Here is a 26,452-nt window from a genome sequence, read left to right on the forward strand (position 1 = left end):
TATGGGTAGAATAGTTAGAGTTATAAGTAAAGACGCTTCCGTTGTGTGCAGCGCTATCGACGGAAAGGATATTGTTTCACGCATTGAAGAGATACATAAAACTTCCGCTGTGGTCACGGCGGCACTTGGCAGACTTGCTATGGGTACTTCGCTCATGGGATTTGGACTTAAAGGCAAAGATGATTCTATAACTGTAAAAATGGACGGTGACGGTCCTACAGGTGCGCTTATATGCGTATCTGACAGCATGGGAAATGTTAAGGCGTATGTACAAAATCCAGTGGTGGAACTGCCGCTTAACGATAAAGGCAAGCTTGATGTCAGAGGGGCTGTAGGCTCTAATGGTACGCTTAGTGTGGTCAAGGACATGGGACTTAAAGAGCCGTACTGCGGACAAGTGCCTATTGTTTCAGGCGAAATAGCAGAGGACATAACTAACTATCTTGCTGTCAGTGAGCAGGTGCCAAGCGTCTGCGCTCTTGGCGTACTTGTAAATCCAGATCTGACAGTGAATTGTGCAGGTGGATTTCTTATTCAGCTTTTGCCGTTTGCACCTGAGTCAGCTATAGATCAGATAGAGAAGAATATAAACGGAATGGAGTCTGTAACAAAGCTTATATGTGGTGGTATGACCACAGAAGCTATTGCAATGAAAGCCTTGGAGGGTCTTGAACCGAACGTTCTTGATGATTTTGAGGTTAATTATCGTTGCAATTGTTCAAGGGAAAGAGTAGAGAATGCTCTTATTTCTTTGGGCAGGGCAGAACTTGAAGATCTTTCTAAAGATGGTGGTACTGACGTTGAGTGTCACTTCTGTGATAAGAAATATCACTTTACTCCTGAGGAGATTTTAGGGTTAATAAAAGAATAATATTTAATGAATATTTTATGTACATTATTCAAATGCCCGATAATAAAGCGTTTGCGGACTTAAACTTTTTTGAAAAATTTCAAAAAAGCTCTTGACAAATGGCTTTGAATAGTGTATAATAAATATCGTCGCTGAGAGATACAACTCAAGACGACAGCTAACGGGAGCATAGCTCAGCTGGGAGAGCATCTGCCTTACAAGCAGAGGGTCACAGGTTCGAGCCCTGTTGTTCCCACCAAGCGGACTTGTAAAGTCCGCTCATATGGCCGGGTAGTTCAGCTGGTTAGAACGCTAGCCTGTCACGCTAGAGGTCGTGGGTTCGAGCCCCATTCCGGTCGCCAATACATTCTTTATGTATCAGGTTTTGGTATCTTGCATATAATATTGTAGATACCATTAAATGCGGATTTAGCTCATCTGGTAGAGCGCCACCTTGCCAAGGTGGAGGTAGCGAGTTCGAGCCTCGTAATCCGCTCCAATATGGCGCTATAGCCAAGTGGTAAGGCATAGGTCTGCAACACCTTGATCCCCAGTTCAAATCTGGGTGGCGCCTCCAATGACTCACAGAGCTTCTGTTCTGTGAGTTTATTTTTTTTTTTTTCTAAATATAATAAACAATCCAAAGTGACAGCTGAGCGACGCTCAGTTGTCACTTTTTGTATCAAAGGAACAAAGGAGCAAAGCAAAATGGACAAAAAGAGATAAGAAAAGGGAAATAAAGTGTAAAAAAAGCAGAAAGCGAAAAAAGGGGTTGACAAAATGGCATAAAAGTGATAAAATAAACAAGTCGCCTCGAGAGAGAGCGATAAAGGAAGAAGCGAAACGAAGGTAAAAGGTTCGGGAGAACAGCAGAGACCGAAGGAGTAGCTCAAAAAGAACTCAACAAAAGAGTTCGAACGAATTCATAAAGAATTCACAAAGAAAAGTCTTGACAAAGCTTAGCTGATATGATATAATAGATAAGCTGATTTAAGACGGCACATTAGAAAACACGAAAAGATCGAAAGTCAAAAAACTTTTTTGAAAAAACTTCAGAAAAGGGGTTGACAAAAGATAAAAAGTGTGATATAATGTAAAAGTTGCACGACACAAAAGAGTGTAACGAAACAGCATCTTGAAAATTGAACAAAGACGAATAGTACGAAACCCTTGAGAGATTCTTTTGAGAAAAAGAATTAAAGGTCTAACATAAAGACGTAAAAGAAATGTACGTTCAGTGAAGTGAACTGAAACAGGATAACAAGAGCAGAGATGCTTTTGATATACAACTTTGATTAAGAGTTTGATCCTGGCTCAGGACGAACGCTGGCGGCACGCTTAACACATGCAAGTCGAACGAGAGAAGAGGAGCTTGCTTTTCTGATCTAGTGGCGGACGGGTGAGTAACACGTGAGCAATCTGCCTTTCAGAGGGGGATACCGATTGGAAACGATCGTTAATACCGCATAACATAATTGAACCGCATGATTTGATTATCAAAGATTTATCGCTGAAAGATGAGCTCGCGTCTGATTAGCTAGTTGGTAAGGTAACGGCTTACCAAGGCGACGATCAGTAGCCGGACTGAGAGGTTGATCGGCCACATTGGGACTGAGACACGGCCCAGACTCCTACGGGAGGCAGCAGTGGGGAATATTGCACAATGGAGGAAACTCTGATGCAGCGATGCCGCGTGAGGGAAGAAGGTTTTAGGATTGTAAACCTCTGTCTTCAGGGACGAAAAAAGACGGTACCTGAGGAGGAAGCTCCGGCTAACTACGTGCCAGCAGCCGCGGTAATACGTAGGGAGCGAGCGTTGTCCGGAATTACTGGGTGTAAAGGGAGCGTAGGCGGGATCGCAAGTCAGATGTGAAAACTATGGGCTTAACCCATAAACTGCATTTGAAACTGTGGTTCTTGAGTGAAGTAGAGGTAAGCGGAATTCCTAGTGTAGCGGTGAAATGCGTAGATATTAGGAGGAACATCAGTGGCGAAGGCGGCTTACTGGGCTTTAACTGACGCTGAGGCTCGAAAGCGTGGGGAGCAAACAGGATTAGATACCCTGGTAGTCCACGCCGTAAACGATGATTACTAGGTGTGGGGGGACTGACCCCTTCCGTGCCGCAGCAAACGCAATAAGTAATCCACCTGGGGAGTACGACCGCAAGGTTGAAACTCAAAGGAATTGACGGGGGCCCGCACAAGCAGTGGAGTATGTGGATTAATTCGAAGCAACGCGAAGAACCTTACCAGGTCTTGACATCGTATGCATAGCTCAGAGATGAGTGAAATCTCTTCGGAGACATATAGACAGGTGGTGCATGGTTGTCGTCAGCTCGTGTCGTGAGATGTTGGGTTAAGTCCCGCAACGAGCGCAACCCTTACTGTTAGTTGCTACGCAAGAGCACTCTAGCAGGACTGCCGTTGACAAAACGGAGGAAGGTGGGGATGACGTCAAATCATCATGCCCCTTATGACCTGGGCCTCACACGTACTACAATGGCTGTCAACAGAGGGAAGCAAAGCCGCGAGGTGGAGCGAACCCCTAAAAGCAGTCTTAGTTCGGATTGTAGGCTGCAACCCGCCTACATGAAGTCGGAATTGCTAGTAATCGCAGATCAGCATGCTGCGGTGAATACGTTCCCGGGCCTTGTACACACCGCCCGTCACGCCATGGGAGTCGGTAACACCCGAAGCCTGTAGTCTAACCGCAAGGAGGACGCAGTCGAAGGTGGGATTGATGACTGGGGTGAAGTCGTAACAAGGTAGCCGTATCGGAAGGTGCGGCTGGATCACCTCCTTTCTATGGAGAACGGAGAAGTAAAAAAACTTCTCATAAACAAATTCTCCGGTCAGCAAAGGTTTAAGAAAGTAGTTTTTGTTCAATTTTGAGGATGCTGGAAACAGTATCTTTAAAACAGCACAATGGAGTACCTAGTCCCTGCATATGGGGGTGTAGCTCAGCTGGGAGAGCACCTGCTTTGCAAGCAGGGGGTCAGGAGTTCGATTCTCCTCATCTCCACCAAGGGACGAAGGAAGACGAACAGCTTGAGTGCCGTTATGTAAAGCATAATGGGCGCATAGCTCAGGTGGTTAGAGCGCACGCCTGATAAGCGTGAGGTCGGTGGTTCGAGTCCACTTGTGCCCACCAGCAAGAGAGATCTTGCAAGGAACGAAACTTGAAAATTGAATAATGAAAAGCAAAAGTAATGCAAATGAGGAAAAATGAACGACAATAACGAAAGTTAAAGTCGGGTAAAAAACCTGCAATTAGCATAAAAATTAAGAGGATTAGACATAATTCAAAAATGGTTAAGCTAAGAAGAGCGTAGGGAGAATGCCTTGGCATTAGGAGCCGATGAAGGACGTGATAAGCTGCGATAAGCTGCGGGGATCAGCAAGTATGAATTGATCCGCAGATTTCCGAATGGAGCAATCCGTATGTGTATGCACATACATCATATACTGAATCAAATAGGTATATGAGGGGAACCGCCTGAACTGAAACATCTAAGTAGGGCGAGGAAAAGAAATCAACCGAGATTCTGTGAGTAGTGGCGAGCGAAAGCGGAAGAGGCTAAACCATAGGTAGCAATACTTATGGGGTTTCGGACAGCATTTAGCATTGATAATTTCTAGTTGAAACGTGTGGGAAAACGTACCGAAGAGTGTGAGAGTCACGTAAGCGAAAGAGAAAGTCAGCGAGCTGTATCCAAAGTACCGCGGGACACGTGAAACCCCGTGGGAAGATGGGGGGACCATCCTCCAAGCCTAAATACTACCTAATGACCGATAGCGAATAGTACTGTGAAGGAACGGTGAAAAGAACCCCGGGAGGGGAGTGAAAAAGAACCTGAAACCCTATGCTTACAAGCACCGAGAGCACGTCAAAGTGTGATCGGGTACCTTTTGTAGAATGGTCCGGCGAGTTATTGTATGCGGCAAGGTTAAGTGCTTAAGGCACGGAGCCGAAGCGAGAGCAAGTCTGAATAGGGCGAAAAAGTCGTATGCAATAGACCCGAAACCGAGTGACCTATCCATGTCCAGGCTGAAGTGGAGGTAAAACTCCATGGAGGGCCGAACACACGTCCGTTGAAAAGGCCGGTGATGAGGTGTGGATAGCGGAGAAATTCCAATCGAACTCGGATATAGCTGGTTCTCTCCGAAATAGCTTTAGGGCTAGCCTCGTGAAAGATTACTGGAGGTAAAGCACTGAATGGGCTAGGGGTCGAAAGATTACTGAACCCTATCAAACTAAGAATGCCAGATAATTGATTCACGGGAGTCAGACAATGTGAGATAAGTCTCATTGTCAAAAGGGAAACAGCCCAGACCCACAGCTAAGGTCCCTAAACATTGTTAAGTGGAAAAGGATGTGGGGTTGCATAAACAACCAGGATGTTGGCTTAGAAGCAGCCACTCATTAAAAGAGTGCGTAATAGCTCACTGGTCGAGTGACCCTGCGCCGAAAATTCAACGGGGCTAAACAATGTACCGAAGCTTGGGATTCTAAAGTAATTTAGAGTGGTAGGAGAGCGTCGAATAAGGGGTGAAGTCAGAGCGGAAGCGCTGGTGGACTTTATTCGAGTGAGAATGCCGGAATGAGTAGCGAGAATTATGTGAGAATCATAATGGCCGAAAATCTAAGGTTTCCTGAGGAAGGTTCGTCCGCTCAGGGTAAGCCGGGGGCTAAGGCGAGGCGGAGACGCGTAGCCGATGCACATACGGTTGAAATTCCGTAGCCACCGAAAGATTTAAGTACAGGGACGCTTTAGAAGTGATGTTGCCGGGCGATGGTTGACCCGGTCGTAAGGGATCGAAAATGAGTAGAGAAGTCATCATGGAAAGAGACAAGAAAAGCTGTATGAATATCTTAGGTGCCCGTACCGCAAACCGACACAGGTAGATAGGAAGAAGATTCTAAGGCCAACGGGAGAAGGGTTGTTAAGGAACTCGGCAAGTTGACCCCGTAACTTAGGGATAAGGGGTGCTCAAGTGATTGAGCCGCAGAGAATAGGCCCAGGCGACTGTTTAGCAAAAACACAGGTCTCTGCTAAATCGAAAGATGACGTATAGGGGCTGACACCTGCCCGGTGCCGGAAGGTTAAGAGGAGATGTGAGAGCATTGAATTGAAGCCCCGGTAAACGGCGGCCGTAACTATAACGGTCCTAAGGTAGCGAAATTCCTTGTCAGGTAAGTTCTGACCCGCACGAAAGGTGTAACGATCTGGGCACTGTCTCAACAACCCGCCCGGCGAAATTGTAGTACCGGTGAAGATGCCGGTTACCCGCGACTAGACGGAAAGACCCCATGGAGCTTTACTGTAGCCTAATATTGGATTTCGGTATTTCACGTACAGGATAGGTGGGAGACTGGGAAGCACAGGCGTCAGCTTGTGTGGAGTCGACCTTGGGATACCACTCTTGGAGTGCTGGAATTCTAACCTGCGGCTTTGAAGCAAGTCGGGGGACATTGTTAGGTGGGCAGTTTGACTGGGGCGGTCGCCTCCTAAAGAGTAACGGAGGCGCTCAAAGGTTCGCTCTGCATGGATGGAAACCATGCGTCAGAGTGTAAACGCAAAAGCGAGCCTAACTGCGAGAATGACGGTTCGAGCAGTAACGAAAGTTGGAGTTAGTGATCCGGCGGTATGTGAATGGAAATGCCGTCGCTCAACGGATAAAAGCTACCCTGGGGATAACAGGCTGATCTCCCCCAAGAGTCCACATCGACGGGGAGGTTTGGCACCTCGATGTCGGCTCATCGCATCCTGGGGCTGAATTCGGTCCCAAGGGTTTGGCTGTTCGCCAATTAAAGCGGTACGCGAGCTGGGTTCAGAACGTCGTGAGACAGTTCGGTCCCTATCTGTCGTGGGCGTAGGATATTTGCAAGGAGCTGTCCCTAGTACGAGAGGACCGGGATGGACGCACCTCTGGTGCACCAGTTGTCACGCCAGTGGCACAGCTGGGCAGCTATGTGCGGAACGGATAAACGCTGAAGGCATCTAAGCGTGAAGCCGCCCTTAAGATAAGATATCCCTTCTGTTTACAGAGTAAGACCCCTTGAAGACTACAAGGTTGATAGGCTCAAAGTGTAAGCACGGTGACGTGTTTAGCTAGCGAGTACTAATCGGTCGAGGGCTTAACCTTATTGGTTATGACTACTCCTTTTAACCAACAGCTTTTTCATTATTCAATTTTGAGGATTCGTTCCTCTTCACTTAGTCGGTGGCGTTTGAGTTGAGGTCACACCTGTTCCCATGCCGAACACAGTAGTTAAGCTCTTCTTCGCCGAAAATACTTGGATGGTAACGTCCCGGTAAGATAGGGTGCTGCCGACACCTATGCACCATTAGCTCAGATGGTAGAGCAACTGACTCTTAATCAGTGGGTCCTGGGTTCGAGTCCCCGATGGTGCACCAAATTTCCCGTAACGGGCAGATATATTTTTGCTCGCTGCGGTTTTTCTTTATATGCTGCAGGTCAGCATTATATGGCCCGTTGGTCAAGCGGTTAAGACTCCGGCCTCTCACGCCGGCATCGGGAGTTCGATTCTCCCACGGGTCACCAATATTTCCTCTCGCTTGCGTGAGGTCGTTATGCAAGCTTCTCAAAAAGCTTGCTATTTTTTTGCTCTATGTGGACCATTAGCTCAGTTGGTTAGAGCAACCGGCTCATAACCGGTGGGTCCGGGGTTCGAGTCCCTGATGGTCCACCACATTTTTTTATCTAGGGGTATAGCTCAGTTGGTAGAGCAGCGGTCTCCAAAACCGCGTGCCGAGGGTTCGAATCCTTCTGCCCCTGCCAGAGTGTTTTCTAAGTCGTAGACGTTTTGTCTGCGGCTTTTTTTGTTTATCTGCTACAAATTTTGCAGTATCAATTTGCATAAAGATACAAATTATTGGCGATTTATAAATAAAACTATTTACAAAATTATGATGTTGATTTAAGATATGAGTGTAGTTGCACCTCGCCAAACTCATGAGCGAATATTTTCTCCTTTGCGACAAAGAAAAATAGTCTTATTTACCTCAAATGGGAACATAATAGAATATAATAAAAGCAGTACCGAAATGCTTGGCACTGCTTCTAAGAAAGGAAATCCATATGATATACAAAATAACCTTGTTTGACGCCAACTTTCCCTCATGCACAAGCGGTACAGCTTCGTTTTTTACTGAGGATATCGACGAATTTGAACACAATTATTTTTCTGATGAAAATGTGGAATCGAACCATCTTGAAGCGCAGAAACAACGCTATTTCCGCAGTAAGGCAGGGGAAATTGTCACCGACTATTACTCCGATGCCCCTGAGCTGAATATTTTTCAGTATGCAGAATATGGCACTATCGAAAAGCGAAAGACTTTTCATTACAAGGACAAGATCTTTGAGCTTCACAACGGATATTTAATTCCTTGCCCTATATACGCCGCAGAAGCTATTGTCGAGCTGGCGCAGATAGCGTTTAAAAAGAACCCTGATGAGGAGGGTGAAAAGTATCTTGTGGCAAGATACTCATTGAGGGGAGTGTGCTGTAAAGACACTTTTGGGAGCAATAAGGATAAGTTCGAGGACTGCACCCCTTATGGAAATCCTATTATCAAGACCTGCTATCCTGAAGATCTGCCGTACAAAGGTGAAAAAGAAATCTATTCTGATTGCAAACTGTCAACATTTGCATGGGTGGAGCTGTATCAAAACTGTTTCAAGGGCGACCATGTCAACGGCTATGAGATAGAAGAGCCTACAGAAGAACAGCTTGCGTGGATAATGCGTGATATTCCAGGGGAGGCAGGCTAGTCTGCAGTGATGACACTGCCTATATCAATGTCGTTTTCTCTGAGATATCGGTCAGCTATTTTCAACCATTTTTGTGTGCCGTCAGAGCTTTCGATCAAAACACTGCACATGAGTTCGCTGTTCTCCGGTATACCCTCGCAGCCGTAATCCTCTTCACTTATGTCTATAACTTTGTATTTCATGCTTTCAAGACCTTTCCGGTGTGATATTGGTGATACTATAATTATAGCACAGCATTAATTTTTTTCAAGAGAAATATACTAAGCACGGCACATGACCGTGCTTTTTTGTTAGGTCGATTGTTAATAAAATGTAAAATATCTCTACAACCTGTTGACTTAGAGCTAACTCTAGGTGGTACAATATAAGTAAGCTAAAGCTAAGAAAAATTATAAGTAAAACAGGAGGAAATGAAAATGTATCTTGAAAAAATAGACTCACCTGCTGACGTTAAAAAGCTCACTGTTGATGAAATGACAGCGCTGGCTGAGGAAATGAGAAAGGCTCTGCTTTTCAGGCTCAGCAAGCATGGTGGACATTTTGGCCCTAACTTCGGCATGGTGGAAGCCACTATCGCAATGCACTATGTTTTTGAGTCCCCTAAGGATAAGATAGTTTTTGACGTTTCACATCAAAGCTATCCACATAAAATGCTCACAGGCAGAAAGGAGTCCTACCTTGACGCTGACAAGTTCGATGATATCTCAGGCTACACAAACCCAGAGGAGAGCGAGCATGACTTTTTTACGGTTGGCCATACTTCTACTTCTGTGAGCCTTGCAAGCGGTCTTGCAAAGGCTAGAGATCTCAAGGGCGAGGAGGGCAATGTTATCGCTGTTATCGGCGACGGCTCTCTCAGCGGTGGCGAAGCTCTGGAGGGTATCGACTTTGCAGGGGAAATGGATACAAACTTCATAATCGTTGTGAACGATAACGATATGTCTATCGCAGAAAACCACGGCGGTATGTACAGAAATCTCAAGCTTCTTCGTGATACCGAGGGCAAGGCTGAATGTAACCTTTTCAAGGCAATGGGTCTTGACTATGTTTTCGTTAAGGACGGCAACGATATCCCTTCGCTCATCAAGGCTTTTGAGGGCGTAAAGGACAGCAAAAAGCCTGTTGTCGTTCACATTGTAACACAAAAGGGCAAGGGCTATGCTCCTGCGGAAAAGGATAAGGAAACATGGCACTGGCATATGCCGTTCGACCCTGAAACAGGCAAGTCCCTTTACGATGCTGAGGGCGAGGATTACGGAACTGTTACCTGCAATTATCTTCTTGAGAAAATGCAGGCTGACAAGTCCGTGTGTGCTATAACCTCCGCTACTCCAACGGTTTTCGGCTTCACTCCTGATGTCAGAAAGAAAGCAGGCAAGCAGTTTATGGACGTGGGCATTGCAGAGGAACACGCAATGGCACTTGCCTCAGGTATAGCAAAGAACGGTGGGAAGCCTTTCTACGGCGTTTACAGCTCGTTCTTACAGCGTACCTACGACCAGCTTTCTCAGGACGTTTGCATAAATAAAAGTCCTGTTACAATAGCTGTTTTTGCGGCTTCGGTTTACGGCATGAGTGACGTTACTCACCTTGGAATTTACGATATACCGATGATATCAAATATCCCTGAGCTTGTTTATCTTGCACCTGTAACAAAGGAAGAATATCTTGCAATGCTGGATTGGTCCCTTGAACAGAACGAACACCCTGTTGCAATAAGAGTTCCTGCAAGCCTTGTTTCAGACGGCAAGCCTTTCACAAAGGATCTTTCAAAGCTCAACAAGTATGAGATGACACAGAAGGGAAGTCAGGTGGCTGTTATTGCACTTGGCTCGTTCTACGGCTTGGGCGTTGAGGCCGCAAAGCTTATCGAGGAAAAAACAGGTGTCAAGGCTACTGTAATAAACCCTTACTACATCACAGGCATTGACAAGGAAATGCTTGAAAGCCTTAAGGCTGACCACAAGACCATTATCACTCTTGAGGACGGCGTTCTTGAGGGCGGCTTTGGCGAGAAGATAGCAAGATTTTACGGCGACAGTGATGTAAAGACCCTTTGCTTTGGTCTTGAAAAGAAGTTCTATGACCGCTATGACCCTGCCGAGGTGCTGAAAGAAAATCATCTTACCCCTGAGCAGATAGCTGAGGACGTTATAAAAACACTTTGATCTTTGAGGTGACAATATGAAAAATATACTTGTTATATCCGCAAGCCCTAGAAAGGGCGGAAATTCCGACGTGCTTTGCGATGAGTTCATAAAGGGTGCACAGCAGGCAGGACACAAGGTGGAAAAAATATTTCTCAGGAACTTTAAGGTGAACTACTGCACAGGCTGCGGCGTTTGCAACAGCACTCACAAGTGCGTGCAGAAAGACGATATGGCGGAGATAATGGACAAAATGGTGAACGCTGACGTTATCGTTTTTGCAACGCCTGTTTATTTCTACACCATGGACGCTCAGCTCAAGACACTCATTGACAGAACAGTGCCGAGATACACTGAAATGGTAAACAAAGAGGTGTATTATATACTCACCGCGGCTGATACCAATGCCGCTAACCTTGAAAAGACAGTTGAGAGCATAAGGGGATTTACTCTTGACTGTCTTGACGGGGCGGTTGAAAAGGGTATCCTTTACGGCACAGGCGTGTGGGACAAGGGCGAAGTGCAGAGCAGTGCACACATGAAAACCGCTTACGAAATGGGACTTCATTCATAAAATCCATTTGGAAGAGAGCTTGCTTTGGCAGGCTCTTTTTTCTTGATTAAAAATGCAAATCGTGATATACTATAATAAGTTTAGAAACATCAAGGAGAGAGAAAAAATGCTATTTAGTGAAGAGGCTATCGGCTTTTTGTTTGAAAATCATACGAGAGATAGTAAGGAATGGTTCAAGGAGCATAAGGCGGATTATCACAGGCTCATAGAAGAGCCTTTTGCGGAGCTTATCACTGCGCTAACGCCCATAATGAACGATATTGACAGCAGGATAGTATGCAACCCGAAAAAGATTTCAAGGCTTTACAAAGACGCACGTTACAACAAGGGCGGACCGATATTCAGAGAGAGCGTGTGGTGTTCTTTGAAATGCCAGCATGACAAAAGCGAATATCACCCCATGCCTGAGTTTTATTTCTATATCTCTACCCATGGTTTCGGCTATGGTTGTGGATATTACAAAACCGACAGAGAAAGCATGGACGAAATGAGGGCGATGATACTTGCAGGGGCGCAGGAATATAAAAAGGCTCACAAGGCGCTGAAAGACAACAGCAAGTTCGTTTTGTTCGGTGACGAGTATAAGCGTGACCATTTTCCCAATGCCAGCCGTGAGGACGCTTTGTGGCTCAATAAAAAGGATATCGGTGTAAGCTTTGACAGTGAAGACCCTAAGCTGCTTTTCAACGTGAACTTGCTGGACACAGTATGCAGTGACCTTGCTTCTCTTGGAGATGTATACAGATTTTTTATGAGGGCGGAGGATAATATTTTACAGAAAAAAGTAAAATAGCGGAGAAATTGTGTCTTGTTTGAGAATGCTTTCTGACAATTTTGTGTAAAACGCTATAAATTTTCTGGTTGTTTTATTGAAATATACAATTTATATGCTATTTGTTCAAAGAAATATTGACAGTGAATTGATTATATGTTATACTTTTATTATCCGAGGCACCGATGAAGTAAGGTGTATACTATGGGTGGATAAAAAATTATAAAGGCAAGACGTTTGAAATCTCTTTAAACGGTGTTGTCATGAAGGGGATCAGTGTGTGCGGCAGGCTTTTTATAGAATTACCTGCGGTGCAGCAAAAAGAGTGATAAAAAAATGCTCTCCGAGGTTTTCGGAAAGCATTGCAGAGCGTAGCTTATTTATCTTTTCACAGCCTGTGCAGCGAAATGCTGACAGGTCTTTTTGTTTATATGGATATGTTTGCTTAGGCTGACTTTAAATATGATATGTAAGTCTGTCGGCAAAGATAGTTATAAGCGGCAGAGTTACAGCACTGAGGATAGTGGTGACTGTAAAGATCTCTGAGGCTGTTTTAGGGTCTTTGTCAAGGTTTACAGCGAACATTGTACACATGGTCGCTGCAGGGCAGGCGGCGGCTATGGTAACTGTCATAAGAACTATCGGAGGAGGATCAAGTATCCACATTGCAAAGAAGCCTGCCACAGGGAGTATTATGAGCTTGCACAGTGAAACGTAGTAGATACGGCGGTTTTGAAGGGCTTTCAAAACGTTGGTCTGTGCGGCTGTTGCACCTGCTATCACCATGGCGATAGGCGTGTTCATATCTGCTATGTACTGCAAAGCTGTTGCAGGAACTTTCGGCAGTCTGACATTTGTAAGATAGCAAATAAGACCGACCACAACGGCTATAACTGACGGTGAGATAAGGGCTTTCACAAGAGAAGAAAAGTCACGCTCGCCTTTCATTGTCATAAGTCCATGCGTCCAGATAAGGACGTTGAAGAACGTAAGATACGCTGTAAGATACAAAACGCCCTCTGAGCCGTAAATGCCGTTTATAAGGGGTATGCACATGAATGCACAGTTTGAATATATTGACGAAACACGCTCCACCGCAAGGTCGGGAGTCTTTTTTCTTATAAGAACATAGGTGAGCAAGATAGTCACTGCATAGGATATCGCTGACAACAGAAAAGACCACAGCAATCCATGCACAAGGGTCTTGTCATATTTTGACTGATAGGACATGAATATAAGCACAGGATTGATTATATTCAGTGCGAATGAGGACAACTGTTTTGTACCGTCCTTTGTGATTATCCCTTTTAAATAGCAAAATGCGCCTATAATAAGGATAATGAACATTATTATTATTTGGTTTCCGATTATCAGACCTGCTTCCATTTTTACTTCCTCTTTCACATATATTTTTCTTCTTTAGGTGTTCTTTCGTCATAATACCCAAATATTATATCAGACTTTTGTGAAAAAAGCATGAACTCACAGTATACATTGATAGGTGATTTTTGTGATTTTTATGTGCGTAAATAAGGTAAAATAGCAAATAATTCACCGATCTTTACGCTCTGCCTTATCTCTTGACATAAAAGTTTAAGGGGTGTATAATGTTAACAGCAGTATTGTCTTGAAAAAGAAATATAGTACATGGTCTGAAAGGATATTTACATATGGATATAAAGAAAATATGTGCGGCTCTCTGCGCTTGCGTGGTATGCTTGTGTGCAGCGGGCTGTTCAAAGGATAGTAAGGACAGCTCTTCTGCCACAGAGAGCAAGGCGAACGTTTCAACAGCCGACAATGCCGACAGCGCAAAGTCTGAGGACAGCAAGGGTGACGAGAGTGATACAGATAGTAAGGTATTGAACGAGCAGGGTGAGCTTATTAAAAAAACTGCTGCGATCTTTGACGGCGACTACACTCTGAAAACGACCTGCACAGAGGCCGACGGCTCAAAGCAGGAGGTAGTAAGAGCCAAAAAGGGCGGAAACATCTATCTGAAAGTCACATCGGATATAGGCACCAGCGGATTTATCTATGTTGACGGAGTAGGATATGATTACGATAACGTGACCGGTGTTTATCACAAGTCAGACGTGACGGAGCTTGACGGCGTTCTTGAAAGCATAGTCAAGCAAAACCTGCCGAGAACCTATGGTCATATAAACAGTGATGAGGCTGATGATTTCGATATCGAGGAGTACACTTATACGGGCGACACATACATTACTGCTATCGACCTGTATTTTGATAAATCTGACGGAAGCTTAAAAAAATACACGCAGACCTTTACCATTGAAGGCTCAGATGATACAGTTTCAGAATACACTGTTGACGAGCTTTCGGGGGAAGCTGACGACAGCCTGTTTGACGTATCTCAGGCGACAAGTCTTGTGGACTTTGACAGTATGTCAGAGGATCAGAGGCTTGGCTATTGTCAGGGTATCTTCAACAAAGCAGGCGTTACAACAGACGATCTCAGTGCAGGGGGATATCAGACGGACGATCTTAAGACCATATCCTATGACAGCTTTGTGAGCCTTGTTTACACATACGGCTACAAGTCTGCACAGCAGTAAGTCAAAATGCACAATTTCAGCGTGGAGATTTGTTGAAAACGCAGGGCGGAAAATGCCCTCTCTATGCTTTACTTGTATGCGTTTTTTTGGTATAATTATAGGTGCGGTCGTTACCGCATAAAAACGTATGCTTACAAGAGGATATATATATAAATGAATATACTAAAGTTTTTGAAGCCGAAGGCTTGCGTGGATTTTGTCTATGATGACAACACAGCAAGGCAGGCTCTTGAGAAAATGAAAAATCACAGCTTTACCGCTGTGCCTGTTATCGACCGTGAGGGCAGATATGTAAAGACCCTTGCAGAGGGCGACTTTCTGTGGTTCATGCTCAATAATGGCATTCAGGATATGCGTGAGCTGGAGAAATATAGGATAAGTGAGATAACAAGACGTGTTAGAATGAAACCCGTCTATGTTTATTCTACTATCGAGGATCTGATACTTCTTTCAATGGATCAGAACTTTGTGCCTGTTATTGATGACAGGGAAGTTTTTATAGGTATTGTGACGAGAAGAGATATACTTAAATATTGTCACGATACTCTTAACGAGTATGAAGCGAAATATGGTCATAAGGAAGAAAAAGAGGAGATAGGTGCAGTATAAGCACTAGGAAAGGAATTGTTGTAAAAATGAAGAGGACAAACAAAAAGGGCGGTGCAGCTATAGTTGCTGTGCTTATAGTTATAATGCTTGTGGCTGTTGGTTCAGCGGCATTGGTGGTAACAGGAAGATATACCATTCAGGCAAGCAAGGTGGCAGACGCAGTTGTTAAGGTGAACAGCAAACCTGAGGAAAGCTCTTCTGAGGAGGTTTCAGAGGTTGACGACCTTTCATCAGTTGTGGAAGAGCCTGTGAGCAATTATCCTGTGAAGTCTGCAAATTATCAGGATATAAATATAAAGGGTATGACAGCAAACTCAGCTATACTTGTTGACGCTGACACAAACGAGATAGTTGCAGGTTATAATTACGAGAAAAAGGTATATCCTGCTTCTCTTACAAAGATGCTTACGCTTCTTGTAGCCGCAGAGAATATTCAGGATATGGACGCTACATATAAGTTCACAAGCGATGATATCGACCCTCTTATCGAGGACAACGCATCAAGAGCAGGCTTTGAAGCCGGGGAAACTGTTACAATGAAAGATCTGCTTTATTCAGCTATCCTTGTGAGCGGTGCTGATGGCACAACAGGTCTTGCAAACGCAGTTGCAGGCTCAGAGGAGAAGTTCGTTGAGCTTATGAACGCTAAGATCCAGGAGCTTGGTCTTACCGGCACAAAGTTTGTGAATGCAAGCGGTCTGCACAACAAAAATCATTATTCCACAGCGCAGGATATCGCAGTTATCACAAAGGCGGCTATGGATAACGAAACTTGCCGTGAAGTGCTTACAGCAACAAAGTACACAACTTCAAAGACAAAACAGCACAAGGACGGTATCGAGCTTACAAGCATTGTTGCACAGAGAATTGAGGGCTACTATGTGGATTGTGACGGTGACGGCGAGGCTGACGACGGCATAAGCATCGAGGGCGGAAAGACAGGCTTTACCGACGAAGCAAAGTACACCCTTTCAACTATACTTGATGATAACGGACACACATATATTTGTGTTACAACAAAGTCTAAGGACGAGCTGAAGTCTGTTGAGGATCAGATAGCTATTTATGAAAAGTATCTGGGCGGCAAGGCTTCTGATAATAAAGACAAGGACAGCAAGACGGACACTGACACGTCTTCTGTTTCTGAGGTCGAGGATTAATTAGATAGGATAAAAAATAAATGCGGATATCGTGGAGGTATCCGCATTTTTGTATTTTATTTTGCAAATCAGTGTAGTCAGTGTAGGGGCGAACAGCGTTCGCCCGTCGAAGTGATAAAGCTATCGGTTTTACTATCCCTATGTAGCGTTTGTGTCAATTCGTGTAACATTGTATCAATTTTTATAGGGTTTTTACAAAAAGCGGGCGAACAATGTTCGCCCCTACATGAATTGGCAGAATATTCATCTTAAAAGCTTTTGTATCACGCCTATGACCTTGGAAAGGTCATCACAGCAGGCATACAGAAGCTTTTTTGTTTCCTCGTCAGGCTGTGAAAGGTCGGGTATCATAACAGGTTTGCAGCCTGCGGCGTGGGCGGAGCGTATGCCGTTTGGTGAGTCCTCGAGGGCAATGCACTCGCTAGGGTCAAGCCCCAGCTCCTTTGCGGCGGCGAGATAAATATCAGGGGCAGGCTTGCCGTTTTCTATCATGTTTCCGCAGATAAGCTTGTCAAATCTGTCAATGATATTTATAGAGCTGAGATACAGCGTGGTGCGCTGTAGGTCGGTGGCAGTGGCAACGGCTTTTTTCAGCCCTGTGCTGTCAAGATAGTCAAGAAGCTCATCAAGCCCCTTTTTCTTTTCTATGCCGTTTTGCCTGATAAACTCGTTCATAAGCTCGATACGCTTTCCACGAACTTTGTAGTAATCAAAATCCTCTCCGAAAATGCCTTTCAGATGTGGGATAGCATACTTCGCTGCAAGAGAGCGTATGCCCAGAACGTGTTCCTTTGTCATTGGATAGCCGTAATGATTCGCCGCCTCACACCAAAACCTTGTGAGCAGCTTTTCCGTATCTATCATTAGTCCGTCCATATCAAATATAACGCCTTTGAGCATTTTTATCACGCCTTTCCAACTTGGTATCTGCTATTATATCATACTTTTGACGAGTTTTCAATAAAACTGCACAAATTAGAGGCGCAGAACATACATTCTATTGTGCATCTATATAATTCGTAATTAAAATTATATAATCCTATTGACAAATTATTAGAATGTGGTATAATAAGTACAGTGATAAAAGGCGACGCCATATGGGAACGCCTTAAAGAAAGGAATGAGAGCAAAGTGAACAAGAGCGTGTATAGTCTGGTGCTTGCAGACGATGTGGTGGAGGCTATCGACAGAATGGCATATTCCATGAACACCAGCCGTTCAAATCTGATAAATCAGATTTTGGCAGAGCGTGTCCAGCTTCTCACCCCTGAAAAAAGAATGCGTGAAATATTCTCTAAAATAGAACAGCTTATGGACAGCAGGTTTCAGACCCTTAATCAGCCCTCTGACGCTATGATGTCTATAAAAAGTCCTTTGAGATATAAATATAAGCCGACCATACGATACAGCATAGAGCTGAGCCGTGATTTTCACGGAAAGGTGGGGAGGCTGAAAGTATCTTTCAGAACTCAGAGCACACAGCTCATTTCAATGCTTGACAGCTTTTTTAAGCTGTGGGCAAGGCTCGAGGAAAAATATCTTTCGTATCTTTTCACTACTGGCGTGCCTTATGAAACAGCCGAGGGCAGATTTACAAGAGATTTTTACGCACCGCCTCAGTCGGAGCTGACCGACGAGGATATAGCGAACGCTATCGGTGATTATATAAGCTGTATGGACAGCTGTATTCAGCTTTACTTTGACAACGCTGCAGAACCTGAAACGGCGGCAAGAAAGGTATCTGAAATGTATGAAAGATATCTGAAAAAAGGCGTTGTCGTTCTTTAAACGGTGGGCGGAGCATTCCGCCTGCTGTGAGCATATATCTTTTTAGGTGATAAGGGAGGTAATTTTATGAACGCTCAGAAATTGACACAGAAATCATTGGAAGCTTTGCAGGAAGCGCAGAGCATTGCCTCAAGAAACTCAAATCAGGCTGTTGACCAGCAGCACCTTATGCTGGCTTTGCTTTCACAGGAAAACGGTCTTGTGCCGCAGCTTTTTGTAAAAATGGATATCGCCCCTGAAAATATAGAGGCGGCTCTTACAAGAGCAGTTGACGATATACCTAAGGTGCAGGTAGGCGGACGTGCACAGGACTCTGTATACATTTCAAGCGACCTTGACAAGGCTTTTGCGGAAGCCGAGTCGGAAGCTTCGAGAATGAAGGACGAATACGTTTCAGTTGAACATCTTGTTATGGGTATCATGGACAGCCCAAACAGTGCTTTGAAGGAAATATTCAAGACCTTTGGTGTAACAAAAACAAAGTTTCTGAAAGTTCTTCAAGCTGTAAGAGGAAACGCTCAGGTAACGAGCCAGAACCCTGAGGAAACCTATGACGTGCTGAAAAAGTACGGTCAGGATCTCGTTGAGCTTGCAAGACAGAACAAGCTTGACCCTGTTATCGGCAGAGACAGTGAGATAAGAAACGTTATAAGGATACTGTCAAGAAAAACAAAGAACAACCCTTGTCTTATTGGTGAGCCTGGCGTTGGTAAGACCGCCATTGCAGAGGGCCTTGCTCAGCGTATCGTCAGCGGAGATGTTCCTGACAGTCTGAAAGACAGACAGGTTTTCTCACTTGATATGGGTGCGCTTATCGCAGGCGCAAAATACAGAGGCGAGTTTGAGGAGAGATTTAAGGCTGTCGTTGAGGAGATAAAGAAGTCTGAGGGCAGGATTATACTCTTTATAGATGAGCTTCACAATATCGTTGGCGCAGGCAAGTCAGACGGCGCAATGGACGCAGGCAACCTGCTGAAACCTATGCTTGCAAGGGGCGAACTCCATTGTATTGGTGCAACGACTCTTAACGAGTACCGTCAGTATATCGAAAAGGACGCCGCTCTTGAAAGACGTTTCCAGCCTGTTATGGTTGACGAGCCGACAGTTGAGGACACTATCTCTATACTCCGTGGTCTGAAAGAAAGATACGAAGTATTCCACGGCGTAAAAATTCAGGATCAGGCGCTTATTGCGGCGGCTGTTCTTTCAAACAGATATATCACAGACAGATTTCTCCCTGATAAGGCTATCGACCTTGTGGACGAAGCCTGCGCACTCATCAGAACGGAAATGGACTCAATGCCTACAGAGCTTGATGAGATAAGACGTAAGATACTCCAGCACGAGATAGAGGAAACTGTCCTTAAAAAGGAAACTGATAAGCTTGCAGTTGAACATCTCCATGAGGTGCAGAAAGAGCTTTCAGAAATGCGTGAGCAGTTCAATGAAATGAAAGCTAAATGGGAGAATGAGAAGTCTGCTATCTCTAAGGTGCAGAAGCTCCGTGAGGATATCGAGCAATGCTCAAAGGATATCGAGAGAGCAGAGCGTGAATATGACCTTAACAAGCTTGCAGAGCTGAAATACGGCAGAATGGCTGACTTGCAGAAGCAGCTTGCCGAGGAAGAAGAAAAGGCAGAGAAGTCAAAGACAAAGAACACTCTGCTAAGAGATAAGGTAACAGAGGAAGAGATCGCAAGGATAATCTGCCGCTGGACAGGTATCCCTGTTGCAAAGCTTATGGAGGGCGAGCGTGAGAAGCTTCTCCACCTGCCTGATATCCTCCATGAGAGAGTTATCGGTCAGGACGAAGCCGTTGAGCGTGTGTCTGAGGCTATCATGAGATCTCGTGCCGGTATCGCAAATCCAAATCAGCCGATAGGTTCGTTCCTGTTCCTCGGTCCTACAGGCGTTGGTAAAACAGAGCTTGCAAAAACTCTTGCACAGGCTTTGTTTGACGACGAGAACAATATCGTTCGTATAGATATGTCGGAGTACATGGAGAAATTCAGCGTAAGCCGTCTTATCGGAGCGCCTCCGGGATATGTAGGCTATGAGGAGGGCGGTCAGCTCACCGAGGCTGTAAGAAGAAAGCCTTATTCAGTAGTTCTTCTTGACGAGATTGAAAAGGCTCACCCTGACGTTTTCAATATCCTTTTGCAGGTGCTTGACGACGGACGTATCACAGACTCACAGGGCAGAACGGTTGACTTCAAGAACACTATCATAATCCTTACTTCAAACCTTGGTTCTCCTTATATCCTTGAGGGCATTACACCTGAGGGCGAGATATCTCAGGAGGCAAGGGACAAGGTGGACGCTCTGCTGAAACAGCAGTTCAGACCTGAGTTTCTTAACAGACTTGACGATATAATCTACTACAAGCCGCTTATGAAGACGGAGATATACAAGATCGTTGATCTTATGCTTGCAGAGCTTGGCAAGCGTCTTGAAGACAAGAGGCTAAGCATAGAGGTAACAGACGCCGCTAAGGAAGCTATCGTAAATCAGGGCTACGACCAGAACTTCGGTGCAAGACCTCTCAAGAGGTTTATCCAAAGACGTATCGAAACTCTTATCGCAAAGAAGATCATTGCAGACGAGCTTGAGCCTGATTCTATCTTGCAGGTAGATTATGACAAGGACTTCGTTGTGAACGTTATTTATAATACTGTTACAGAAGAGTGATAGTATTATGCCAAAGGGCAGCTCCGAGAGGGGCTGCCCTTTTTTGTGGAAAAAGAAGGTTTTAATTTATTTTAGGTTAATAATAAAAGAATTATCTTGTTAATGTTTTGGTAAGATATACTGTTTGTAAACAAAAAAGAACAGTTTATTTTGTGAATTATTCTAGGTTATTTTGCTTGCAAATGAGGTACATATATGCTAGAATATTAATATCGTGAAATATGTGATCTGATAAGGGGAATTAATATTTATGAAAGCAAATTTTTCTGATACGAATGATTTTGTTCAGAGCATGAACAGAGGAAAGCGCAAAAAGAAGATAGCGTTGCTGGTGCTGTGTATAGTGCTTGCGTTCCTTGTGGCTGCCTGTGTTATCGTGGGTCTGAAAATAAGGGAAAATAACCGTATCGCCATGGCGAAATCGGTCATAACAAAGCTTGATATAAGCACTACCTTCAAGGAGTCGGAGTTTTCTGACGATCAGGACTGGGACGGCGACGGCATAAAGAATGCCGATGAAACACGCCACGGCACTAACCTTCAAAGCGAGGATACTGACAATGACGGAATAAGCGACGGCGATGAGATAAAGCTAGGCACGAACCCTATTGAAGCCGATACTGACGGCGATGGTCTTCTTGACGGCTATGAGCTTATGGCAGGCACAAATCCGAGAGAGTCAAAGTCTGACGGAAAGACCAATGACGCTGAAAGAGAGCTTACAGTGGAAAAAAATGCAGGGGACTGCCGCCTTGAAATAAAGGGCGACGCAAACGCTGCCAGTGCGACCCTCGTTGAGCTTGACCTCTTTGGTATCTCTTCAAATGCAAGTATCGTAACAAAGGCTTATGACGCTTATTCTGACTATAAGTTCAACTCGGCAAAGATAACTTTTGATATCGACTCTGCAAAGCTGAGTAAAATGGGATATTCATTTGATGACCTTACAGTGCTGAGATTTGATTCACGCTCGACCCTTTACACAAAGGTGGATTCAAAGGCAGACAAGAGCAAAAAGACAGTTTCTGCTTCTCTTACAGAGCTTGGCACTTATGTGGTAGGCGTTGAGAAAACTGTAAACGATGAAGCCACAACAAGGATCTGCTTCCTCGTTGATAACTCCGGCTCTATGTATCCAAAGGAGCAGTGTGTAACTTCTTCTGAGAATGATGTTGACTTCAAGCGTCTTGAATTTGCAAAGAATCTTATCGACAAGTTTGAGAGCCACTATCAGGTCGGCATTTGCAAGTTCACAGGAAGCTACAAAAAGATGGTAGACTTCACTGATGATAAGACGAAGCTTACGGAAGCTCTCGATAAGATAAAGTCGGAGGAAGAGATATTTAACGGCACTCACAGCCAGACGGCTCTTAAAAAGTGCATGGACGAGTTCAAGGCAACTTCCGGTGGAAAATACAGAAATATCATCGTGATGCTCACAGACGGCGAGTCTGACGAGTTTAATCCTGCAAGCGTTTCAAGCCTTGCAAATACTGCAAAGGATAAGGACATAATCGTTCTCACAGTTGGTCTTGGCAGAGATGTTGACAGAGATTGGCTTCAGGAGCTTGCTTATTCCACAGGCGGAAAGTATTACTCCGCTTCCGACGCAAACGCCCTTAATGACGTTTACAAGCAGATAGTTACTACACTGAACTATGATATCGTTACATACACGAACGCTGACGATAACGTAAGAGGTTATTCACTCTACAACACAGGCTTTGACCCAAAGGTGAACGGCTTCTCATTCAAGAATTTCAGAACAACAACTACCGCAAGCGTTGACTTCGGCATGGCTGTTATGGCAAGAGATTGGTATCTCGGAAATGTAAAAACTTCTCTTGGAGATATCACTCCGTCAGATAAGAGCGACATAAAGGTGAATGCCGCAGGCTATGACATAAGCGGAACAGACTTTGGTAAACAGTATGACGAAAGAGTGCCGCTTAGCAAGATAACCTCAGACCTTTTTGCGGGCACATATTCAGACGTTACAAAGTATCTCGACTATTCCTGCACAGGGGATATTCTCACCCTTAATGATGACTATAAGTATGACAGCAAGAACAAGGGCTGGGTAAAGAACGTTACGAAAATATCAGGCGGCAATCTCCGCTGGAAAAAGGTAGAACTGCTTGATATGGATATAGCAAACGGCATTGGCAAAATAAAGGGTGGCTATTCCTCAAATGACGCAGAGTTCGCAAAGGCACTCTACAGACTTAACACCCTCCAGTGGGACGATTCTTCGTCAGAGTATAACCTTAACAACGACAGTAAGGGCTTTGAAAAGCTTGAAGACCAGCTCAGCCTTGGCATACCAGTTGTTACAACTATAGACGATACTCATACAGTGAACGCTATCGGACTTATTCAGGATTCTGATTGCCACAGAAAATATATCCTTCAGATATATGACAACAACTATCCTGGGGAAACAAAACAGCTTTATATCCAGAAGCTTCCGAAGTGCAAGCTCAAGATAGACAGCAATGGCAAGGCGACAGTTGTTGGCACAACGTTTGAGTATTCCGCAACATATGAGGGCAAGCAGGTCGGCATAGAATTTTCTGACGTGACAGCTCATTAATAAGAAAAAAAACGGAACGGTTTTGACCGCTCCGTTTTTTGTTAGATAGTTTGTCAGGATTATTTGATATAGTATACCCAATTGTCTTTTCTCTCGTGACCCTCGGGATATTCACCCTCAGTGTAGCCGAGTGCGCAGTGACCGATGCCCTCGTATTCGCCCTCGATGCCAAGGCTGCGGAGGATCTCCTTGCCTTCTTCAGACTCAAATTCTTCCTTTGCACGATGTATCCAGCAGCTTCCAACGCCCTCGTTGTGAGCGGCAAGCATAAGATTTCCCATAACAAGACTTCCGTCATAAATATAAGTCGGGCAGGATTTGTCAGCTAGTACAATAAGAATAACAGGCGCACCATAGAACGGGTCGAAGCCCTCAGCCCAGCCGCCTATCTTTCTGTTCATCTCAGAAATTTTGTCACGCATTTCCTTGTTGGTGACAGCAATGATAATAGGTGACTGCAAGTTTCTTCCTGTGGCGGAATAAGTTCCTGCTATTATGATGCGGTTGAGAACGTCCTGAGGTATCATGTCAGGCTTGTATTTTCGTACACTTCTTCTGGTTTTCATAAGTTCGAGCAGATCTTTCATAAAACAGCCTCCTTTGTAGGTTTGATAGTTGATTGCTTATAATTTGATTTTAGCATAGTTTGTGGAGAATGTCAACGGCTGTTTAAGTGAGAAACGAAGTTAAGTGAGGAGCGGTTTAAGTGAGGAGTGAGGAATGACATAGCCGCACAGAGTGGGGTAGCCAACACCGAGCGAAGCGAGCAAAAGGTCCAGGGGCACGCCCCTGGTCAGGGTCAAGGGGTGAAACCCATTGCAGGGTCTAGGGACAGAGTCCCTAGCGGAGTTTGAGGCAGAGCCTCATTCGGCGCAAGCCGATTAAGCGGTGCAGAGGTGAAAAGAAGAAATACAAACTAAATCACTAAACAAATAAGTATCGAAGAATAAGACCTGCACCGCTTTTGTTGTTTCCTGCACAACGTAAAATCCGCAAAGAGCGAAGCGATTTTGCGGCACGGCAAAGTAGCGTCCCCTACATGGTTTGTGAAAACATAAATAATGTGTGGATATCGCAGGAATGTATGGGCAAACAAGAAGCAGGCGAACAGCGTTCGTCCCTATCAAAAAATTTATCGCCGACAGGCGATACCATAATTCCTCATTCCTCACTCCTCATTCTACAAACGCCGCTTTCTTCATAAAAAATCTCTTGCAATTTAAGCGATACTGTGTTATACTAACAAGGTATGTTTAAAAATGCAATGAAATATGGAGGAATAATTTTGGGTAAGCTTGAAGATGAGATCAAACGCCGCCGTACTTTTGCGATAATTTCCCACCCTGACGCAGGTAAAACAACTCTTACGGAAAAATTTCTGCTCTATGGTGGTGCGATAGCTCAGGCAGGTGCTGTAAAAGGTAAAAAGAACTCCCGCCATGCTGTTTCAGACTGGATGGAAATAGAAAAACAAAGAGGTATCTCTGTTACTTCTTCTGTTATGCAGTTTCAGTATAAAAATTATTGTATAAATATCCTGGATACTCCTGGACATCAGGACTTCTCTGAGGATACCTACCGTACTCTTATGGCTGCAGACTCAGCCGTAATGGTAATAGACGCTTCAAAGGGTGTGGAAAATCAGACCAGAAAGCTTTTCAAGGTCTGCGTTATGCGCCATATCCCTATATTTACTTTCGTAAATAAAATGGATCGTGAGTCCAGAAATCCTTTCGATCTTATGGAGCAGATAGAGTCTGAGCTTGGTATCCAGACCTATCCTGTGAACTGGCCTATCGGCTCAGGCAAAGAGTTTAAGGGTGTTTATGACAGAGATAAAAAGCATATAATCTCTTTTGAGGCAAGCGGTGGACAGCATCAGGTGGCAGCTACAGAAGTCGACCTCTCCGACCCGTCACTTGACAGCCTTATCGGCGAGGATCTCCACTCAACTCTCTGCGATGATATCGAGCTTCTCGATGGCGCAAGCTATGAGTTCGATATCGAAAAGGTGAGAAAGGGTGAGCTTTCGCCTGTGTTCTTTGGCTCTGCTCTTACAAACTTCGGCGTCGAGCCGTTTTTGGAAAACTTCCTCGAAATGACAACTTCTCCTACTCCGAGAAATTCTTCTGCCGGTATCATAGATCCGTTCGACCCTGAGTTCTCGGCTTTCGTATTCAAGATACAAGCTAATATGAACAAGGCTCACCGTGACCGTATCACTTTCCTGCGTATCTGCTCAGGCAAGTTCGATAAGGATATGGAAGTTCTCCATGTTCAGGGCAATAAAAAGCTCAGACTTTCTCAGCCTCAGCAGATAATGGCTCAGGAAAGAGAGATAATCGACGAAGCCTATGCAGGAGATATAATCGGTGTGTTTGACCCGGGTATCTTCGCTATCGGTGATACGATTTGCTCGCCAAAGAAAAAGTTCGAGTTCGAGTCTATCCCGACCTTTGCACCTGAGCATTTTATGAGAGTCCGTCAGAAGGATACCCTCAAAAGAAAGCAGTTCGTAAAGGGTACAACACAGATCGCACAAGAGGGTGCAATACAGATATTCCATGAGCCTGACAGCGGTATGGAAGAAGTTATCGTGGGCGTTGTGGGCGTTCTTCAGCTTGAAGTTTTTGAATACAGAATGAAAAATGAGTACAACGTTGACCTCTTCAAAGAGGGCCTGCCTTATTCTTATATCCGCTGGATAGATAACAAGGATATCGACCCTAAGACATTGAAGCTTTCAAGTGACACAAAGCTTGTCAAGGACTTCCGTGACAACTATCTGCTTCTTTTCACAAGCGAGTGGAATATCCGCTGGGCGCTTGAAAGAAACGAGGGTCTTGAGCTTTCAGAATTTAACAGAGGCGACCTGCAATAATACAATATTGC

The 26,452-nt window shown here is 44.6% G+C and carries 16 protein-coding genes, 10 tRNA genes and 3 rRNA genes; 25 read left to right on the forward strand and 4 right to left on the reverse strand.

Annotation, left to right across the window (positions count from 1 at the left end):
• The first annotated feature begins 1 nt into the window (after position 1).
• From hslO to RBI_RS12000, 15 genes are all read left to right on the forward strand, one after another.
• Entirely contained in the window at positions 2 to 871 is an 870-nt protein-coding gene (hslO, locus tag RBI_RS11930; RefSeq protein WP_041337347.1) for an Hsp33 family molecular chaperone HslO, read from the forward strand.
• 162 nt (positions 872 to 1,033) lie between these two features.
• Positions 1,034 to 1,109: transfer RNA gene (locus RBI_RS11935), tRNA-Val, on the forward strand.
• Positions 1,110 to 1,135: 26 nt separating this feature from the next.
• Positions 1,136 to 1,212: transfer RNA gene (locus RBI_RS11940), tRNA-Asp, on the forward strand.
• 61 nt (positions 1,213 to 1,273) lie between these two features.
• Positions 1,274 to 1,349 (forward strand) — tRNA-Gly (locus RBI_RS11945).
• Between the two features lie 4 nt (positions 1,350 to 1,353).
• A tRNA-Cys gene (locus RBI_RS11950) sits at positions 1,354 to 1,427 on the forward strand.
• Positions 1,428 to 2,141: 714 nt separating this feature from the next.
• Positions 2,142 to 3,653 (forward strand): 16S ribosomal RNA (locus tag RBI_RS11955).
• A gap of 146 nt (positions 3,654 to 3,799) precedes the next feature.
• Positions 3,800 to 3,875: transfer RNA gene (locus RBI_RS11960), tRNA-Ala, on the forward strand.
• A 49-nt stretch (positions 3,876 to 3,924) separates the two neighbouring features.
• Positions 3,925 to 4,001 (forward strand) — tRNA-Ile (locus tag RBI_RS11965).
• A gap of 159 nt (positions 4,002 to 4,160) precedes the next feature.
• Positions 4,161 to 6,997, forward strand: a 23S ribosomal RNA gene (locus RBI_RS11970).
• A gap of 74 nt (positions 6,998 to 7,071) precedes the next feature.
• A 5S ribosomal RNA gene (gene rrf / locus RBI_RS11975) occupies positions 7,072 to 7,188 on the forward strand.
• Together the 16S, 23S and 5S rRNA genes with 6 tRNA genes alongside form the textbook arrangement of a ribosomal RNA operon.
• Positions 7,189 to 7,193: 5 nt before the next feature.
• Positions 7,194 to 7,269: transfer RNA gene (locus RBI_RS11980), tRNA-Lys, on the forward strand.
• A 73-nt stretch (positions 7,270 to 7,342) separates the two neighbouring features.
• Positions 7,343 to 7,417: transfer RNA gene (locus tag RBI_RS11985), tRNA-Glu, on the forward strand.
• 71 nt (positions 7,418 to 7,488) lie between these two features.
• Positions 7,489 to 7,565: transfer RNA gene (locus tag RBI_RS11990), tRNA-Ile, on the forward strand.
• A 13-nt stretch (positions 7,566 to 7,578) separates the two neighbouring features.
• A tRNA-Trp gene (locus tag RBI_RS11995) sits at positions 7,579 to 7,654 on the forward strand.
• A gap of 300 nt (positions 7,655 to 7,954) precedes the next feature.
• On the forward strand, positions 7,955 to 8,650 hold the full coding sequence (locus tag RBI_RS12000) for a hypothetical protein (RefSeq protein WP_041337348.1): 696 nt from the start codon (positions 7,955 to 7,957) through the stop codon (positions 8,648 to 8,650).
• On the opposite strand, the gene RBI_RS12005 is transcribed toward RBI_RS12000, so the two are convergent.
• A complete protein-coding gene (locus RBI_RS12005; protein WP_041337349.1) occupies positions 8,647 to 8,832 on the reverse strand; it encodes a hypothetical protein in 186 nt (61 codons plus the stop codon). The two genes, RBI_RS12000 and RBI_RS12005, sit on opposite strands and share 4 nt — an antisense overlap.
• 234 nt (positions 8,833 to 9,066) lie before the next feature.
• On the opposite strand from RBI_RS12005, the gene RBI_RS12010 reads away from it, so the two are divergent.
• The 3 genes from RBI_RS12010 (at position 9,067) to RBI_RS12020 (ending at position 12,164) form a co-directional block, all read left to right on the forward strand.
• A complete protein-coding gene (locus RBI_RS12010; RefSeq protein ID WP_041337351.1) occupies positions 9,067 to 10,818 on the forward strand; it encodes a 1-deoxy-D-xylulose-5-phosphate synthase in 1,752 nt (583 codons plus the stop codon).
• Between the two features lie 16 nt (positions 10,819 to 10,834).
• The gene (locus tag RBI_RS12015; protein WP_041337352.1) at positions 10,835 to 11,371 is read left to right on the forward strand and encodes a flavodoxin family protein; all 537 of its coding nucleotides are present in this window, start codon (positions 10,835 to 10,837) and stop codon (positions 11,369 to 11,371) included.
• Positions 11,372 to 11,477: 106 nt separating this feature from the next.
• On the forward strand, positions 11,478 to 12,164 hold the full coding sequence (locus RBI_RS12020) for a DUF2461 domain-containing protein (protein ID WP_041337353.1): 687 nt from the start codon (positions 11,478 to 11,480) through the stop codon (positions 12,162 to 12,164).
• Positions 12,165 to 12,599: 435 nt separating this feature from the next.
• Here the strand turns inward: RBI_RS12020 and RBI_RS12025 are convergent, their stop codons facing one another.
• Positions 12,600 to 13,529, reverse strand: a complete 930-nt coding sequence (locus RBI_RS12025) for an AEC family transporter (protein ID WP_022288258.1) — start codon at positions 13,527 to 13,529, stop codon at positions 12,600 to 12,602.
• Positions 13,530 to 13,813: 284 nt separating this feature from the next.
• Here RBI_RS12025 and RBI_RS12030 point away from each other — a divergent pair, with 284 nt between their 5' ends.
• The 3 genes from RBI_RS12030 to RBI_RS12040 all read left to right on the forward strand — a co-directional run bounded on the left by RBI_RS12030 (position 13,814) and on the right by RBI_RS12040 (position 16,491).
• Positions 13,814 to 14,722, forward strand: a complete 909-nt coding sequence (locus tag RBI_RS12030; RefSeq protein WP_041337355.1) for a hypothetical protein — start codon at positions 13,814 to 13,816, stop codon at positions 14,720 to 14,722.
• Positions 14,723 to 14,875: 153 nt separating this feature from the next.
• A complete protein-coding gene (locus RBI_RS12035; protein WP_022288260.1) occupies positions 14,876 to 15,331 on the forward strand; it encodes a CBS domain-containing protein in 456 nt (151 codons plus the stop codon).
• Between the two features lie 26 nt (positions 15,332 to 15,357).
• On the forward strand, positions 15,358 to 16,491 hold the full coding sequence (locus tag RBI_RS12040; protein ID WP_051706897.1) for a D-alanyl-D-alanine carboxypeptidase family protein: 1,134 nt from the start codon (positions 15,358 to 15,360) through the stop codon (positions 16,489 to 16,491).
• A gap of 243 nt (positions 16,492 to 16,734) precedes the next feature.
• Here the strand turns inward: RBI_RS12040 and RBI_RS12045 are convergent, their stop codons facing one another.
• On the reverse strand, positions 16,735 to 17,391 hold the full coding sequence (locus RBI_RS12045; protein WP_041337356.1) for an HAD family hydrolase: 657 nt from the start codon (positions 17,389 to 17,391) through the stop codon (positions 16,735 to 16,737).
• Positions 17,392 to 17,622: 231 nt separating this feature from the next.
• Between RBI_RS12045 and RBI_RS12050 the strand changes: the two genes are divergently transcribed.
• The 3 genes from RBI_RS12050 (at position 17,623) to RBI_RS12060 (ending at position 23,560) form a co-directional block, all read left to right on the forward strand.
• Positions 17,623 to 18,279, forward strand: coding sequence for a hypothetical protein (locus RBI_RS12050; RefSeq protein WP_041337357.1), 657 nt, complete (start codon positions 17,623 to 17,625; stop codon positions 18,277 to 18,279).
• A 66-nt stretch (positions 18,280 to 18,345) separates the two neighbouring features.
• Positions 18,346 to 20,967: an ATP-dependent chaperone ClpB gene (gene clpB / locus RBI_RS12055; RefSeq protein ID WP_041337359.1), complete on the forward strand. Its 2,622-nt coding sequence runs from the start codon at positions 18,346 to 18,348 to the stop codon at positions 20,965 to 20,967.
• A gap of 250 nt (positions 20,968 to 21,217) precedes the next feature.
• Positions 21,218 to 23,560 (forward strand): vWA domain-containing protein, encoded by a 2,343-nt coding sequence (locus RBI_RS12060; protein WP_041337360.1) that lies wholly within the window; start codon positions 21,218 to 21,220, stop codon positions 23,558 to 23,560.
• 59 nt (positions 23,561 to 23,619) lie between these two features.
• On the opposite strand, the gene RBI_RS12065 is transcribed toward RBI_RS12060, so the two are convergent.
• Positions 23,620 to 24,147, reverse strand: coding sequence for a nitroreductase (locus tag RBI_RS12065; protein WP_041337361.1), 528 nt, complete (start codon positions 24,145 to 24,147; stop codon positions 23,620 to 23,622).
• A gap of 677 nt (positions 24,148 to 24,824) precedes the next feature.
• On the opposite strand from RBI_RS12065, the gene RBI_RS12070 reads away from it, so the two are divergent.
• Entirely contained in the window at positions 24,825 to 26,441 is a 1,617-nt protein-coding gene (locus tag RBI_RS12070; RefSeq protein WP_370817503.1) for a peptide chain release factor 3, read from the forward strand.
• The last annotated feature ends 11 nt before the right edge of the window (positions 26,442 to 26,452 follow it).

Origin of the sequence: Ruminococcus bicirculans (ex Wegman et al. 2014) (assembly GCF_000723465.1) — a bacterium.
GTDB classification, from domain to species: Bacteria; Bacillota; Clostridia; order Oscillospirales; family Ruminococcaceae; genus Hominimerdicola; species Hominimerdicola aceti.